The organism is Streptomyces sp. NPDC020597 (assembly GCF_044335095.1).
Taxonomy (GTDB): Bacteria; Actinomycetota; Actinomycetes; order Streptomycetales; family Streptomycetaceae; genus Streptomyces.
Genome location: NZ_JBIRUL010000006.1, coordinates 352,412 through 368,441 on the forward strand (window position 1 = coordinate 352,412; position 16,030 = coordinate 368,441).

13 protein-coding genes are annotated in these 16,030 nt (G+C 72.8%); 9 read left to right on the top strand and 4 right to left on the bottom strand.

Features of this window, described 5'->3' with window-relative positions; genetic code table 11:
- Positions 1-212 precede the first annotated feature (212 nt).
- Together polA and ACH4ZA_RS14080 are read left to right on the top strand one after the other, a co-directional pair.
- Positions 213-2,939: a DNA polymerase I gene (gene polA / locus ACH4ZA_RS14075; RefSeq protein ID WP_398429502.1), complete on the top strand. Its 2,727-nt coding sequence runs from the start codon at positions 213-215 to the stop codon at positions 2,937-2,939.
- Between the two features lie 261 nt (positions 2,940-3,200).
- Positions 3,201-3,677 carry a hypothetical protein gene (locus tag ACH4ZA_RS14080; protein ID WP_398429503.1) on the top strand — a complete coding sequence of 159 codons (477 nt, stop codon included), beginning with the start codon at positions 3,201-3,203 and terminating at the stop codon, positions 3,675-3,677.
- On the opposite strand, the gene ACH4ZA_RS14085 is transcribed toward ACH4ZA_RS14080, so the two are convergent.
- Positions 3,643-4,515, bottom strand: coding sequence for a DUF4184 family protein (locus ACH4ZA_RS14085; protein WP_398429505.1), 873 nt, complete (start codon positions 4,513-4,515; stop codon positions 3,643-3,645). The two genes, ACH4ZA_RS14080 and ACH4ZA_RS14085, sit on opposite strands and share 35 nt — an antisense overlap.
- 307 nt (positions 4,516-4,822) lie before the next feature.
- On the opposite strand from ACH4ZA_RS14085, the gene ACH4ZA_RS14090 reads away from it, so the two are divergent.
- From ACH4ZA_RS14090 to ACH4ZA_RS14100, 3 genes are all read left to right on the top strand, one after another.
- Positions 4,823-6,574, top strand: a complete 1,752-nt coding sequence (locus tag ACH4ZA_RS14090) for a lytic murein transglycosylase (protein WP_398429506.1) — start codon at positions 4,823-4,825, stop codon at positions 6,572-6,574.
- A gap of 202 nt (positions 6,575-6,776) precedes the next feature.
- Positions 6,777-6,911: an SPW_0924 family protein gene (locus tag ACH4ZA_RS14095; protein WP_319276637.1), complete on the top strand. Its 135-nt coding sequence runs from the start codon at positions 6,777-6,779 to the stop codon at positions 6,909-6,911.
- Between the two features lie 29 nt (positions 6,912-6,940).
- A complete protein-coding gene (locus ACH4ZA_RS14100; RefSeq protein ID WP_319276634.1) occupies positions 6,941-7,933 on the top strand; it encodes a DUF3068 domain-containing protein in 993 nt (330 codons plus the stop codon).
- A gap of 35 nt (positions 7,934-7,968) precedes the next feature.
- On the opposite strand, the gene hrpB is transcribed toward ACH4ZA_RS14100, so the two are convergent.
- Positions 7,969-10,512 carry an ATP-dependent helicase HrpB gene (gene hrpB, locus ACH4ZA_RS14105; RefSeq protein ID WP_398429519.1) on the bottom strand — a complete coding sequence of 848 codons (2,544 nt, stop codon included), beginning with the start codon at positions 10,510-10,512 and terminating at the stop codon, positions 7,969-7,971.
- Positions 10,513-10,676: 164 nt separating this feature from the next.
- Positions 10,677-11,501, bottom strand: a complete 825-nt coding sequence (locus ACH4ZA_RS14110) for a class I SAM-dependent methyltransferase (protein WP_398429521.1) — start codon at positions 11,499-11,501, stop codon at positions 10,677-10,679.
- A 375-nt stretch (positions 11,502-11,876) separates the two neighbouring features.
- Between ACH4ZA_RS14110 and rpsA the strand changes: the two genes are divergently transcribed.
- The 4 genes from rpsA to ACH4ZA_RS14130 all read left to right on the top strand — a co-directional run bounded on the left by rpsA (position 11,877) and on the right by ACH4ZA_RS14130 (position 15,698).
- A complete protein-coding gene (rpsA, locus tag ACH4ZA_RS14115) occupies positions 11,877-13,379 on the top strand; it encodes a 30S ribosomal protein S1 (RefSeq protein WP_107444550.1) in 1,503 nt (500 codons plus the stop codon).
- 201 nt (positions 13,380-13,580) lie between these two features.
- Entirely contained in the window at positions 13,581-14,519 is a 939-nt protein-coding gene (locus tag ACH4ZA_RS14120) for a PAC2 family protein (protein WP_319276631.1), read from the top strand.
- Between the two features lie 103 nt (positions 14,520-14,622).
- A complete protein-coding gene (gene coaE, locus ACH4ZA_RS14125; protein ID WP_319276628.1) occupies positions 14,623-15,267 on the top strand; it encodes a dephospho-CoA kinase in 645 nt (214 codons plus the stop codon).
- A 50-nt stretch (positions 15,268-15,317) separates the two neighbouring features.
- Positions 15,318-15,698 carry a tetratricopeptide repeat protein gene (locus ACH4ZA_RS14130; RefSeq protein WP_319276627.1) on the top strand — a complete coding sequence of 127 codons (381 nt, stop codon included), beginning with the start codon at positions 15,318-15,320 and terminating at the stop codon, positions 15,696-15,698.
- Positions 15,699-15,745: 47 nt separating this feature from the next.
- Here the strand turns inward: ACH4ZA_RS14130 and ACH4ZA_RS14135 are convergent, their stop codons facing one another.
- Positions 15,746-16,012 (bottom strand): DUF6343 family protein, encoded by a 267-nt coding sequence (locus ACH4ZA_RS14135; RefSeq protein WP_319276625.1) that lies wholly within the window; start codon positions 16,010-16,012, stop codon positions 15,746-15,748.
- Positions 16,013-16,030 lie beyond the last annotated feature (18 nt).

Here is a 16,030-nt window from a genome sequence, read left to right on the forward strand (position 1 = left end):
CCGATCCTCGCACGCGGCGCCGACGGCGAACCCGGGCGGGCCTGCGCGAACCCGCGCGGGCTCGCGGCCGGTCGTCCACCGGGCGGAGCGGCGGAGGCGGGCCGGCGTGCCCGTCGGCGGGGGCGGGTCCGCGAGCCGTGGCCGGGGGCAGGGGTGGCGGGATCCGTGGCGGCCGGGACCGAGTGTCAGTGGGGCGTGGCAGGATCGGGGTCGTGGCAGAGACAGCATCGAAGAAGACCGAGACCCCCTCCGGCGCAAGCCGTCCGCGCCTGATGCTCATGGACGGGCACTCCCTGGCCTACCGCGCGTTCTTCGCGCTGCCCGCGGAGAACTTCACCACCGCGACGGGCCAGCCCACCAACGCGATCTACGGCTTCGCGTCGATGCTCGCCAACACGCTGCGCGACGAGTCGCCCACGCACTTCGCGGTCGCGTTCGACGTCTCCCGCAAGACGTGGCGATCCGAGGAGTTCACCGAGTACAAGGCGAACCGCTCCAAGACGCCCGACGAGTTCAAGGGCCAGGTCGAGCTGATCGGCGAACTGCTCGACGCGATGCACGTCTCCCGCTTCGCGGTGGACGGCTTCGAGGCCGACGACGTCATCGCCACCCTGGCCACCCAGGCCGAGGCCGCGGGTTTCGAGGTGCTGATCGTCACCGGCGACCGCGACTCCTTCCAGCTGGTCTCCGAGCACACCACCGTGCTGTATCCGACGAAGGGCGTGTCGGAGCTGACGCGGTTCACCCCGGAGAAGGTCTTCGAGAAGTACGCGTTGACCCCGGCGCAGTACCCCGACTTCGCGGCCCTGCGCGGCGACCCGTCGGACAATCTGCCGGGCATCCCGGGCGTCGGCGAGAAGACGGCCGCGAAGTGGATCAACCAGTTCGGCTCGTTCGCGGAGCTCGTCGAGCGCGTGGAGGAGGTCAAGGGCAAGGCCGGGCAGAACCTGCGCGACCACCTGGAATCGGTCAAGCTCAACCGCCGCCTCACCGAGATGGTCCGCGACGTCGAGCTGCCCAGGTCGGTCACCGACCTGGAGCGCGCCCCGTACGACCGCACGGCCGTCGCGATGGTCCTGGACACCCTGGAGATCAGGAATCCCTCGCTGCGCGAGCGGCTGTTCGCCGTCGACCCGGGCGGCGAGGAGGCCGAGGCCGCCCCGGTGGTCACCGGCGGTGTGGAACTGGACGGCACGGTGCTGGGCGCCGGCGAGCTGGCCGGCTGGCTCGCCGAGCACGGCGCGCAGACCCTGGGCGTGGCCACCGTCGACGCCTGGGCGCTGGGCGCGGGCTCGGTCACCGAGATCGCCCTCGCCGCCGCCGGGGGAGCGGCCGCCTGGTTCGACCCGACGGAGCTCGACGAGGCGGACGACAACGCGTGGGCGGCCTGGCTCGCCGCCGAGGACCGCCCCAAGGTGCTGCACGACGCGAAGGGCGTCATGCGGGTCTTCGCCGAGCACGGCTGGTCCGTCGCCGGCGTCTTCATGGACACCGCCCTCGCCGCATACCTGGTCAAGCCGGGCCGCCGCTCCTTCGACCTGGACGCGCTGTCCCTGGAGTACCTGGGCCGTGAGCTGGCGCCGGCCGCCGCGGCCGACGGCCAGCTCGCCTTCGGCACGGACGACGGCGCCGAGGCCGAGGCGCTCATGGTGCAGGCCCGCACGATCGTGGACCTCGGCGAGTCCTTCCGCGGCCGCCTGGAGGAGGTCGGCGCGGCGGATCTGCTGTGCGACATGGAGCTGCCGACGTCGGCGCTCCTGGCCCGGATGGAGCGGCACGGCATCGCGGCCGACCGCGCCCATCTGGAGGCCATGGAGCAGATGTTCGCGGGCGCGGTCCAGCAGGCCGTGAAGGAGGCGCACGCGGCCGCCGGCCACGAGTTCAACCTGGGCTCGCCCAAGCAGCTCCAGGAGGTGCTGTTCGGCGAACTGGGCCTGCCCCGGACGAAGAAGACCAAGACCGGCTACACCACCGACGCCGACGCGCTGGCCTGGCTCGCCGGCCAGACGGACAACGAGCTGCCGGTGATCATGCTCCGCCACCGTGAGCAGGCGAAGCTCCGGGTCACCGTCGAGGGCCTGATCAAGACGATCGCCGCGGACGGCCGTATCCACACCACCTTCAACCAGACGGTCGCCGCGACGGGCCGGCTGTCGTCCACCGACCCCAACCTGCAGAACATCCCCGTCCGCACGGACGAGGGCCGCGCGATCCGCCGCGGGTTCGTCGTCGGCGAGGGCTTCGAGTCGTTGATGACGGCCGACTACAGCCAGATCGAACTGCGCGTGATGGCCCACCTCTCCGAGGACGCCGGTCTCATCGAGGCGTTCACCTCCGGCGAGGACCTGCACACCACGGCCGCCTCCCAGGTCTTCGGCGTCGAGCCGGACACCGTGGACGCCGAGATGCGCCGCAAGATCAAGGCCATGTCGTACGGGCTGGCGTACGGTCTGTCGGCGTTCGGCCTGTCCCAGCAGCTGAACATCGAGGCCGGTGAGGCCCGCGCCCTGATGGACGCCTACTTCGAGCGCTTCGGCGGCGTGCGGGACTACCTGCGCCGTGCCGTCGACGAGGCACGGGCGACCGGCTACACGGCGACCCTGTTCGGACGCCGCCGCTACCTGCCCGACCTCAACAGCGACAACCGCCAGCGTCGCGAGGCGGCCGAGCGCATGGCCCTCAACGCGCCCATCCAGGGCACGGCGGCGGACATCGTCAAGATCGCCATGCTCAAGGTGGACACCGCGCTGCGGGCGGCGGACCTCACGTCGCGCATGCTGCTCCAGGTCCACGACGAAATCGTCCTGGAGATCGCCCCCGGCGAGCGCGCGGCCGCGGAGGAGCTGGTGCGCCGTGAGATGGCCGGGGCCGTCCAGCTCAGGGCCCCTCTCGACGTGTCGGTCGGCGCGGGCACGGACTGGGAGTCGGCGGCGCACTAGGACCGGGCGGACCCGCACGGTCCACTCGCCCCGAAGGAGGCCGCCGGGCCCGGCGGCCTCCTTCGGGCTTTGCGGCGCCCGATCCCGGTCTCCGAGCGGCCGGCCCGTGCCTGCGGCGGCGCGGTCCGGGCTTTCGGCAGCCGGGCGGGCGACGACGCGGCGTCGTCTCCCGCCTCGGATACGACGCGGCGGCGTGCAGGGCTTCACCCGGGTGGCCCCCGAGAACAGGACCCGGCCGGCTTCCGCCGCCAGGATGCCGCCATGGGTATACGCATGCTCCACCGCCGAAAGGCCCACGCACGCGTTCACGCCACGGCCGCGCCCGGGCGGCTCCGCCCCGGCGGCGCTCCCTGGAGCCGCCCGCGCCCCGCCCGCGCCCCCCGGGCCTCTGCTCCCCGCATCCCGAGCACCGCCGGCGCCGCCCTGCGTACGGCCACCGCCCTGCGCACGGCCACCGCACGGCTGCGCGGCACAGGGCCCGCCCGACTCGTCCGCCCGCCGGTGTCACGGCTCGTCCCCTCGCCGGTGTCACGGCTCGTCCGCCCGCTCGCCCGTCGGCTCGTGCCGCGCGGCGACGCCCGGCGGCTGTGGGCCGGGGCGGTGCGAAGCCGCCTCGCGCTCGCCCTGCGCGTCCTCGGCCGGCTTCGCGGACCGCGCAGGCCGGCCCCCGGCGGCCCTCTCCTCGTCGTGCCCGCCGCGCCCCTCAGCGGGCCCCCGGACGGTTTCCTCCCGCGCTGACCTCCGCCGGCTCCGGCCTCCCGGCGCGCCCGCCGGGGGCGGCCGGACGCCACACCCGCACGCCGACGGCGTACACCAGCAGACCCAGGAGCAGTCCCGCCCCCGCGCCGAAACACACCGTCGGGACGAGATCCCACGGCTTCGCGTCGCGCGCACCCCAGTAGTCCCACCACCGTGTCGCTCGCCGCACCGCCCCGGCCAGCGCACAGCCGCCGATCACGGCCGCGGCCCACCACCGGTCCGCCGCCGACAGCGCCATGACCCCCACCGGCTCGGCATCGGGTACCTGGCGCACCGCGCGTACCCAGAACGCGGCGATCACGACCGCCGCGACCGCGGACCCGCCGTACTGCAGATACCAGTACAGGGGCGAGCCGGCGACGGTCTCGCCGAGCACGGGGAACAACCGCATGCCCCAGCGGTCGAGATGCGTGAACGCGTCCCACACCACGTGGGTCAGCGCGCCGAGCACCGCCGAGACGTACCACCACAGGACCATGGACGGCCGGGCACGCGCGCGTGGCGCTCCGCAACGGGTCAGCGCGGCGGTCCGGCCCTGCCGGGCGCGCGGCAGCAGCGCGACCAGTGGCTCGCGCACCAGCAGCCACAGCCCCACGAGCGCCCACGCCAGCGGCACGTCGACCGTGAACACGCCCGCGAAGGAGTGCGTGACGTCGCCGAACTCCATGGCCTCGGGCCGGACGCTCGCCGCGTAGTAGGTCAGGTCGGGGGCGAACGAGCCCGCCACGAGGACGGCCGGCACCAGCCGTCCGCGGCCGGAGCCGTCGGTGCGTACGGCGGGCAGCACGGCCGCCGCGTGACTGAGGGTGAACGGCAACAGGGCTCCCTGGGGTGGACGTCGGCGGGCCGGCCGGCCCGATGATCAACGACGTCCGGTGCACGGGGCGCGGTTCCCGGCCCCAGCCGCGTGAGCGGCAGGTGAAAACGGCGCACGAACGGGTGCCGGTCAAAAAGAAGTTGTCGTAGGGTCACCTGGGTCGCCGCGCCCGAAGGCGCGCCGAACAGAAGAACAGAACAGCGCAAACCGCCCACGAGTGCAACCTGCGGGGCGGGTTGGTCGTCACACGAGTGGCAGTTGGTTCGTCACACGAGTGGCAACGGCGACTCCGGGAGGGTCTCACTTCATGTCGGCGCACTTCGGCACAAGGCTGCGCAAGGGAGCGGTCAACACGACCGTGGCCGCACTGGCGGTCGCGGCTCTGGCCGCATCCCAGGCGCCGGACGTCACGGCCGACACCCAGGGCAGAAGGACCGCCGCGGACACCCCCGCCGCCGAGACCGACGCCGGGGCCGCCGCCGGCACGGACGACAGCGCCACCGGCAACTCGCCGTACTACACGGACCTGCCGCCCCTGCACAGCCCCAACCCCGCGCCGACCCAGAGCACCGCCACCACCCCGACGGGCACCGGCGAGGCCGGCATCCCCGCGACCGTCCTCGACGCGTACAAGAAGGCCGAGGCACAGCTGGCGCAGGCCAAGCCGGGCTGCAACCTGCCCTGGCAACTCCTCGCCGCCATCGGCAAGGTCGAGTCCGGCCAGGCGCGCGGCGGCAACGTCACCGCCGACGGCACGACCGTCTCGCCGATCCTCGGACCCGTCCTCAACGGCAGCGGCTTCGCCAACATCAAGGACACCGACAACGGCGCCTACGACGGCGACAGCACCTTCGACCGCGCCGTCGGCCCCATGCAGTTCATCCCGTCCACCTGGGCGTGGGCGGGCCGCGACGGCAACGCCGACGGCAAGAAGGACCCCAACAACATCTACGACGCCGCACTCGCCGCCGGCCACTACCTGTGCCGCTACGGCTGGGACATGGCGACGACGTCCGGGATGCGCACCGCGATCCTCAGCTACAACAACTCCACCGACTACCTGAACACCGTCCTGTCGTGGCTGGAGTACTACCGCAAGGGCTCGCACGAGATCCCCGACGGCACCGGCACCGTGCCCACCGACCGCAGCGACGACTACAGGCCGTCCTCGCCGTCCGTGCCCACGACGCCCGGCAGGCCGTCGGTCCCGAACCGGCCCGGCACGCCGACGAAGCCGTCCACTCCCGGCAAGCCGACGAAGCCCTCCACGCCCACCAGGCCGACCCCGGCGCCCACGCCGACCGAGACGGTCCACCACCTCGAGGCCGCGGGCCCGGCGAAGATCACCGCCATGGCCGGGCACCTCTACACGGACCGCGTCAGCGCCCGGGCGGAGACGGCGGCCGGCAAGGCCGTCGCCAAGGTGAGGGTCCGCTTCACCATCGTCGGCGACACCGACGCCCGGTTCACCGGCGGCGAGAAGATCGCCACGATCCTCACCGACAGCAAGGGCGTCGCCCTCGCGCCCGCCCTCCAGGCAGGCGAGAAGAACGGCGCGTTCACCGTCCGCGCCACCGTCCTCGGCCGCACGCTGACCGCCCTCGACTACGCGGCCACCGTCACCGCCCGGGCCGCCGACGCGCTCGCCCGCACCGGCGACGCCGCACTCACCTGCACCGCCGGCGGCCGGTGCGCCGACCCGGTCGAGGTGAAGGCCACCTACAAGGGGGCGGCGGCGGACAAGGTCGCGGCCACCGCCACCCTGGTCAAGTCGGCCGACGACCCGTCCACCAACGACAAGGGCCCCTACTTCAAGGACGCGGCCGGCAACCCCGTCCGCACCCTGGACCTGCAGACGGACGCCGACGGCCTGCTGCGGCTGCCCCAGCTGTACGCGGACGACACCGCCGGCACCTACCTGCTGCGCATCACCACCACCGGCGGGGCCGTCCTCACGGTCGAACTGACCGTCACGGCCGCCGAGACGCCGACCCCGAACCCGACCCCCGCCCCCGTCGAGTCGGCGCCGGAGCCGGAGGCGACGCCCACCGCCTCGTAAGGCCCGCAGCCGGGCGCACCCGCCCGCACGCGGTCCGCACCGCGCCCCACACCGCACTCCGCACGACGACGGCGGCCCCTCTCCGCACCGAGGGGCCGCCGTCGTCGTGTCCGACGTGTTCTCATCTCGCGCGCCCGTTGCTACGGTGCCCGACCTGACGAACTATCAGTTCCGTGGCGACCGCACCGCTTCAGGAGGCCCGATGCGCGCACTGATCGCCGCCGCGAGCGGCCTCGCCCTCGCACTCGGCCTGGTCTTCGCCCTCACCGCGCTCGGCTCCCCCACCGGCCCGACCTCCCCGAAACCCCTGCTGACGACGGTCCCCGCCCACCCCTGACCGCCCCACCGCCCGCGAAGGAGGCCGGGATGCGCCGCACGACAAGCCTGATCCTGCTCGCCCTCGCCGTGTTCTTCGCGGCGCTCTCCCCGCTGATGCGCTGGTACGCCTTCCCCCGCCTGGCCAAGATCCCCGCGAACGAGTACCAGACGATGGTCCTGGAGGCCAGGAACGCCACCCTCCTCGACTACGGCAGCCTGACCGCCCGCACGGTCCCGAAGGTCACCATCGTGCAGACCCTCAAGGGCGACGTCGAAGCCTCCGAGAAGATCGAGAAGACGGCCGGCCGGGACGTCGTCGTCTGGGACGGCCTGTCCTACGTCCAGGGACCCGACGGCAAGATGGTCTCCCAGGTCCCCGAGCGCTACATCTTCGACGCCCACACCCAGGAACCCGTCCACGCCGCCGGCGAGACGGTCGACGGCGACCCCGTCCGCCGCACGGGCATCGAGTTCAAGTGGCCGTTCCTGACGGAGAAGCGCGACTACGAGTACTTCGACGCCCAGACCCGCACCAGCGCCCCCATCCACTACCAGGGCACCCGGACCTTCCGCGGCCTGAAGGTCTACTACTTCGAGCAGACCGTCCCCTGGACCCGGGTCGCCATGCCCAGGACCATGCCCGTCAAGGGCATCACCCCGGCCGACATCGCCAAGACCGGCACCACCCGCTGGTACACCACCGTCCGCAGGTTCTGGGTCGAACCGGTCACCGGGGCACCCGTCAACGGCGAGGAGATCCACCAGGAGGAACTGCGCGGCGGCACCCTCCTCGGCGGGCGCGCCAAGGTCACCGCGTTCGCCGGACACGTCAAGATGCGCGAGGACTACATCGACCACACGGTGTCCGTCGTCAAGGCCAACCGCACCCTGGTCCTGCTGCTCACCTCCTACCTGCCGTGGAGCTTCCTCCTGCTGGCCGTCCTGCTCATGTCGCTCTCCCTCTACCTGGAGGCCCGCGCCCGCCGCCCCCGGCCGCCCGCTCCCACGGCCCCCGCGGCACCGCAGCCCGTCACCGCCTGAGCCGCGCCTCGGTCACCGCCTGCACCGCGCCTCGGTCACCGCCTGAGCCGCGCGTTGGTGTGCCGGGTCGGCTCGGCGGCCGCCGGATCCTCCGGCCAGGGATGCTTCGGATACCGGCCGCGCAACTCCGCCCGCACCCCCTTGTAGCCGTCCCTCCAGAACGACGCGAGGTCGGCGGTGACGGCCACGGGCCGCCCGGCGGGCGACAGCAGATGCACCAGCAACGGCGTCCCCGCCACCCGCGGCGACTCCTGCAGCCCGAACATCTCCTGCAACTTCACCGCGAGAACCGGCCGCTCCGGGTCCGCGTAGTCGATCCGCACCCTGGACCCGCTCGGGACCGCGATCCGTTCGGGCGCCAGCTCCTCCAGCCGGCCCGCCTCACCCGACGCCCACGGCAGCAGCCGTCCGAGCGCCGCCCCGGCGTCGATCCGCCCCAAATCGCTCCGCCGCCGCGCCCGACCGAGCTCCGGCTCCAGCCATTCGTCCACGCGCGCGTGGAGCGACGCGTCACAGACGTCGGGCCACGGCTCACCGAGCCGCGCGTGCAGAAAGGCCAGCCGCTGTCGCAGGACGGCCGCGTCGGCCGACCAGCGCAACAGCCCCAGCCCCTCCTTCTCCAGCCCCTCCACCAGCGCCCCGCGCACCAACGCCGCGTCGGCGTCCCGCAACGGACGCGCCCCGAGCTCCACCGCCCCGAGCCGCTCCACCCGCCGTGCCACCACGTCCCCGTCGGCCCAGCGCACCTCGTCCCGCTCGTCCAGCAGCGCACCGGCCGCGAGCCGCGCCACCTCCTCGTCCACCACCGCCGCCAGCTGCACGCGCGCGTGCCCCCTGCCCACCGGCCGGTCCGCGACGGCGACCGCCAGCCAACGGGCGCCCCGCAGACCCGACCCGTCCCGCACCTCGGCCCGGGTCCCCGAGACCATCAGCCACGACCCCCCGTCGGACCTCGCGACCCGCTCCGGAAACGCCAGGGCCACCACATGGCCCACGGCGAGATCCTCGACGCCGGCAGCCCCGCCCCCGCCGCTCCCCGGACCCGACGACGACTCCCGCCCGGCCGGCGCCTTTACGTCCGCCGCGACCGCCCGCAGCCGCCGCACCTCCGACCGCCAACGCCCGGCATAGGCGTCGCCCCCGCGCCGGACACCCCGCAGCGCCGCCGCCAGGTCGTCGCCGTACTCCCGCGGCGCCTCCTCGCTCAGCAGCGCCACCACCTCCGCCGCCCGCTCCACCCCCACCAGCGCCGCCCCGTCAAGGAGCGCCCTCCCCAGCCGCGGATGCACCCCGAGCCGAGCCAGCCGCACCCCGCGGGCCGTCGCCCGGCCCGCCGCGTCCACCGCGCCGATCGCCGTCAGCAGCTCCCGCGCCGCCGCCATCGCCCCGGCCGGCGGAGCGTCGAGCAACGCGAGGCCCGACGCGTCCGGATCGCCCCAGCAGGCCGCCTGCAGCGCGAACGCCGTCAGATCGGCCACCTTGATCTCCGGAGCAGGGAACGCCGGCAGCCGGACGTCCTCCGCCTGCGCCCAGCACCGGTACACCGCCCCCGGCGCCTCACGCCCGGCCCGCCCCGCCCGCTGCCGCCCCGCCGCCTGCGAGGCCCGCACGGTCGTCAACGCGCTCAGCCCGCGCGCGTGGTCCACCCGCGGCTCCCGCGCCAGCCCCGAGTCCACGACGACCCGCACCCCCGGCACCGTCAGTGAGGACTCCGCCACGGACGTCGCGAGGACCACCCGGCGCCGCACACCGGGCGACAGCACCGCGTCCTGCACCTCCGCGGGCGACCGCCCGTGCACCTGCACCACGTCCACCCCGTCCGGCGCCCCCAGCTGCCCCGCGACCCGTGAGATCTCCCCGACACCCGGCAGGAAGCACAGGACGTCCCCCGACCGCTCCGCCAGCGCCCGCCGCACCACCGACGCCACGTGCGCCAGCAGCGCCGGATCGACCCGCATCCCGTGCGGCGGCCGCACGGCACGCGCCGGCGGCGCCCACACCACCTCGACGCCGAACGCCGCGCCCTGGGCCCGCACCACCGGAGCCCCGCCCAGCAGCCGCGCCCACCCGGCCGTGTCCGTCGTCGCCGAAGCGGCCACCAGCCGCAGCTCGGGCCGCAGCGTCTCGCGCACGTCCCACAGGAACGCGGCCGACGCGTCCGCGTCGAGATGACGCTCATGGCACTCGTCCAGCACCACCACGTCGACGCCCGTCAGCTCCTGGTCGCGCTGGAGCCGTTGCAGCAGCACGCCGGTCGTGACGACCTCCACGCGCGTGTGCCGCCCGACGACCCGTTCCCCGCGCACGGTGTGCCCGACGCTGTTCCCGGGCTTCTCGCCCAGCAGCCATGCCATCCGCCGAGCCGCGGCCCGCGCCGCGATACGCCGCGGCTCGGCCACCACCACCCGCCGCGCGGGCCCCCCGCCGAGCAGTCCGGCCAGCGCCAGCGGGACCAGCGTCGTCTTGCCGGTGCCCGGCGGCGCGGCGAGCACGGCCGCACCGTGCCCCTCCAGAGCGTCGTTCAGATCGGGCAGGGCGGCCCGCACGGGCAGCGCGTCCAGGGCGTCGAAACGGGGGATCACCCACCCAGTGTCGTACGCCCGCCGTCCCGCACACACGCCCGCCGTCCCTCACGCACGCCCGCCGTCCCTCACGCACGCGCGCGTGCGCGGACGTGTAAGTGAGGGACGGCAGGCGGGAGGCCGGAGCGGGAGAGCGGCCGGAGCGGGAGAGCGGCCGGGCGCTAGTCCCGCTCGCAGACGAAGACCGCCGTGCCGGGGATCAGGTTCCCGCGCAGCGGGGACCAGCCGCCCCACTCCGACGAGTTCCAGGCCGGCCACTCCGGCTCCACCAGGTCCACCAGCCGGAACCCGCCCGCCACGATGTCCCGGACCCGGTCGCCGAGCGTCCGGTGATGCTCCACGTACACGGCACGGCCCTGATCGTCCTGCTCGACGTACGGAGTGCGGTCGAAGTAGGACGAGGACACGGACAGGCCCTCGGGGCCCGGCTCGTCGGGAAACGCCCAGCGGATCGGATGGGTCACGGAGAACACGAAACGCCCGCCCGGTCGCAGCACCCGCCGCACCTCCCGCAGCACCAGCACCGGATCGGCGACGAAGGGCAGCGCCCCGTACGCCGAGCACGCCAGGTCGAAGGAGGCGTCCGCGAAGGGCAGCGCGCCCGCGTCGGCGCACACCAGAGGGAACGAGCCGCCGATGCGCAGCGCGTGCTGGAGCTGCCGGTGGGAGAGGTCCAGGGCGACCGGGCGGGCGCCCTGGGCGGCCAGCCAGCGCGCGCACTGCGCCGCGCCGGCGCCGATCTCCAGGACCGATCTGCCCTTCAGGTCCTCCGGCGGGCCGAGCAGCTCGGCCTCCACCTCGTCCAGGCCCTCGGGCCCCCATACGAAGCGGTCGTCGCCGAGGAAGGTGCCGTGCTCGATCTGGTATTCGTCCGCGTTGCGGTCCCACCAGCCCCGGTTGGCCCGGGAGCTCTCGGCGACGTCGGCGTCGCGTCTGGTGGCTTCCGGCTCGAAGGCCGGCTCGGACGATGCGGGCTCTTGGATGATGGGCTCCCTCGTCGTACTCTTCCGTGCAACCTGCCCGACGGCGCACCTGGGTGTCGCCGGAGGTGCTTCCTGCGGCCTGCGTGGCCTCAGGAGAAAGGTTGTGTGCCGGGTATGCGGTGATCCGCCCCGGGTGTGCGCCTTCGCGCATTGACCCTGCCCGGCTGCCCCCGTATGCTACAAGTTGCGCTGCGAGCCTGCGCACCTCAGACGTAGCAGGCTGCGCTCGCATCTGTTGTATGTCCCCTCGGTTTTCGAGGCGTCGTCACCAGTCACTGGTGGGGCGCGTCCTTGGCTGTCCGGCTTCTTCAGAGCGACACGGGCTCCCGGCGTAGCAGTACCTACGACTTTCTGTCCGTAACCGGAGCCCTTTCCCACATGACGAGCAGCACCGAGACCACCGCCACCACCCCGCAGGTTGCGGTCAACGACATCGGTAACGAGGAAGCCTTCCTCGCCGCGATCGACGAGACGATCAAGTACTTCAACGACGGCGACATCGTCGACGGCGTCATCGTGAAGGTCGACCGGGACGAGGTCCTGCTCGACATCGGTTACAAGACCGAAGGTGTCATCCCGAGCCGCGAACTCTCGATCAAGCACGACGTCGACCCCAACGAGGTCGTCGCCGTCGGTGACGAGATCGAAGCCCTCGTTCTCCAGAAGGAGGACAAGGAAGGCCGCCTGATCCTCTCGAAGAAGCGCGCCCAGTACGAGCGCGCCTGGGGCACGATCGAGAAGATCAAGGAAGAGGACGGCATCGTCACCGGCACCGTCATCGAGGTCGTCAAGGGTGGTCTCATCCTTGACATCGGCCTCCGTGGCTTCCTGCCGGCCTCCCTCGTCGAGATGCGCCGCGTCCGCGACCTCCAGCCCTACGTGGGCAAGGAGCTCGAGGCCAAGATCATCGAGCTGGACAAGAACCGCAACAACGTGGTCCTGTCCCGCCGCGCCTGGCTGGAGCAGACCCAGTCCGAGGTGCGCCAGACGTTCCTCACGACCCTCCAGAAGGGTCAGGTCCGCTCCGGCGTCGTCTCCTCGATCGTCAACTTCGGTGCCTTCGTGGACCTGGGTGGCGTCGACGGTCTGGTCCACGTCTCCGAGCTGTCCTGGAAGCACATCGACCACCCCTCCGAGGTCGTCGAGGTCGGCCAGGAGGTCACGGTCGAGGTCCTCGACGTCGACATGGACCGCGAGCGCGTCTCCCTGTCGCTGAAGGCGACCCAGGAAGACCCGTGGCAGCAGTTCGCCCGCACCCACCAGATCGGCCAGGTCGTGCCCGGCAAGGTCACGAAGCTGGTTCCGTTCGGTGCGTTCGTCCGCGTGGACGAGGGCATCGAGGGTCTGGTCCACATCTCCGAGCTGGCCGAGCGCCACGTGGAGATCCCGGAGCAGGTCGTCCAGGTCAACGACGAGATCTTCGTCAAGGTCATCGACATCGACCTCGAGCGTCGCCGGATCTCGCTGTCGCTGAAGCAGGCCAACGAGTCCTTCGGTTCCGACCCGGCCTCGGTCGAGTTCGACCCGACGCTCTACGGCATGGCCGCGTCGTACGACGACCAGGGCAACTACATCTACCCCGAGGGCTTCGACCCCGAGACCAACGACTGGCTCGAGGGCTTCGAGTCGCAGCGTGAGGTCTGGGAGAACCAGTACGCCGAGGCGCAGACGCGCTTCGAGCAGCACCAGGCTCAGGTCATCAAGTCCCGCGAGGCGGACGAGAAGGCCGCTGCCGAGGGTGGCGACACCGCGGGTGCTGCTCCGGCCGCGTCCAGCGGTGGCGGCTCCTACTCCTCCGAGGGCGCCGACACGTCCGGCGCGCTCGCCTCGGACGAGGCGCTTGCCGCGCTGCGCGAGAAGCTGGCCGGCGGCCAGAGCTGATCAGCAGATCGCAGCAGGTTGCAGCAGATCGCAGCCACTGAGGCGTAGCACGTAGCCGAGGGCCCGCACCTTTCGAGGTGCGGGCCCTCGGTGCTGCCCGCCGCCCCGCCCCGCACGAATCGTCCGATCATGAGGCGCGGGCGGGAATGCCCACGCTCCCAAGGGCGTTGTCCGAAAGGAACACGAGGAGGAGCGGTCCAAGTGCTTGATCCGCAGAGTCTGTACGCATGGGAGCCGAAGGGCCTGGCAGTCGTCGACATGGCGCTGGCCCAGGAGTCGGCCGGACTTGTCATGCTCTACCACTTCGACGGATACATCGACGCGGGCGAGACCGGCGACCAGATCGTCGAGCGGCTTCTCGACTCGCTGCCCCACCAACTCGTCGCCCGCTTCGACCACGACCGGCTCGTCGACTACCGCGCCCGCCGCCCGCTGCTCACGTTCAAACGCGACCGGTGGAGCGACTACGAGGAACCCGCCATCGAGGTGCGGCTCCTCCAGGACACCACCGGAGCGCCCTTCCTCCTGCTGTCGGGCCCCGAGCCGGACGTCGAGTGGGAACGCTTCGCCGCCGCCGTACAGCAGATCGTCGAGCGGCTCGGCGTCCGCCTGTCCGTGAACTTCCACGGCATCCCCATGGGCGTACCGCACACACGCCCTGTGGGCCTCACCCCGCACGGCAACCGCACCGACCTCATGCCCGGCCACCGCAGCCCCTTCGACGAGGCCCAGGTCCCCGGCAGCGCCGAAGCACTCGTCGAGTACCGCTTGATGGAAGCCGGCCACGACATCCTGGGCGTCGCCGCCCACGTGCCGCACTACATCGCCCGCTCCGCCTACCCCGACGCCGCTCTGACGGTCGTCGAGGCGATCACCGCGGCGACCGGCCTGGTCCTGCCCGCCATCGCCCACGCCCTGCGCACCGACGCACACCGTACGCAGACCGAGATCGACCGCCAGATCCAGGAAGGCGACGAGGAACTGACCTCGCTCGTCCAGGGCCTCGAGCACCAGTACGACGCCGCCGCCGGCGCGGAGACCCGCGGGAACATGCTCGCCGAGCCGGTCGACATCCCGTCCGCCGACGAGATCGGCCTGGAATTCGAACGCTTCCTGGCGGAACGGGAAGGCGAAGGCTGAGCAGCGGCCGCTTTCCGGGGAGCGGCGCCGAGCCGCCGCCCGGACAGCGGTCCGCCCCGGCCCGCCGGGCACACCGCCGCCGGCAGGCCCTAAGCTTCCGCTCATGCTGAAGGTGGGCCTGACCGGCGGGATCGGCGCCGGCAAGAGCGAGGTGTCACGGCTGCTCGTCGAGCACGGAGCCGTGCTCATCGACGCGGACCGCATCGCACGTGAGGTCGTCGCCCCGGGAACCCCCGGCCTCGCGGCGGTCGTCGACGCCTTCGGGAAGGACGTGCTGACGCCCGACGGCGCCCTCGACCGTCCCCGGCTGGGCTCCATCGTCTTCGCCGACCCCGAGCGACTCGCCGTCCTCAACTCGATCGTGCACCCCCTCGTCGGCGCCCGCTCCCACGCCCTCGAGACCGAGGCCCCCGACGACGCCGTCGTCGTCCACGACGTCCCCCTCCTCACCGAGAACGGCCTCGCACCCCTGTACGACGTCGTGATCGTCGTCGACGCGGCCCCCGACACCCAGCTCGACCGGCTCGTCCGGCTGCGCGGCATGACCGAGGACGACGCCCGCGCCCGCATGGCCGCCCAGGCGACCAGGGAGAACCGCCGGGAGATCGCCGACATCGTGATCGACAACGACGTGCCGCTGGCCGAGCTGGAACACCGCGTCCAGGACGTCTGGGACGACCTGGTACGCCGGGCACACGCACGGCACGAGGCCTCCCCGGAATCCCGGCACCAGGCCTCCCCGGAATAGCGCCGCCGGCTCCGCGCGTTGAACCCTTCCAGCAAGGGAAGGATTTTTCCGTGCCCAATACCGCAGGTTCGACCGGACGTACTCCGGAGACGCACGTCATAGACTTCCGTGCCGCGGAACAGCTGCTTGCCGCACGGGACCCGCGGGGCGCGGTGAAATTGCTCGACTCGGTCATCGCCGCACACCCCGAGAACACCGCCGCCCGGCTCCTGCGGGCGCGCGCCTTCTTCGCCGCCGCGCAACTGCGCCCCGCTGAACTGGAATTCACCGTCGTCCTGGAGCGGGAGCCGGACAACGCGTTCGCCCACTTCGCACTCGGCCGCACCTACGAGCGACAGGGCCGCGCCGACCAGGCCAAACGCCACTTCCGGCTGGCCGCCGCACTCGACCCCAACCCCGAATACCTCAAGGCCGCACGCTTCGACAGCTGAGACCGCTCCTCACCGCGGACGGCCCCTCGACGACCGAGACGGGCTCCTCACCACGGACGGTGCTCCGGCGGCCGGTACGGGGGGATGTCCCGGCCGGGCTGGTAGTGCGGGCCCTGCCGCAGGTGCCTGAGGACCACCGCCAGGTCGACGGTGACCACCACCCACAGCACCCCGCAGGCCGCCGCCCACCCCGGGCGCCCCACCGCGGCGAACGCGGCCGTCCCGAAGACCGCCCAGACCAGTCCCCACAGGGACAGCCACAGACGCATCCGCAACGCACTGCGCGCTGTCGTCGGCTCACTGCCCGTACGCATCCCGATCACTGCTCCTGG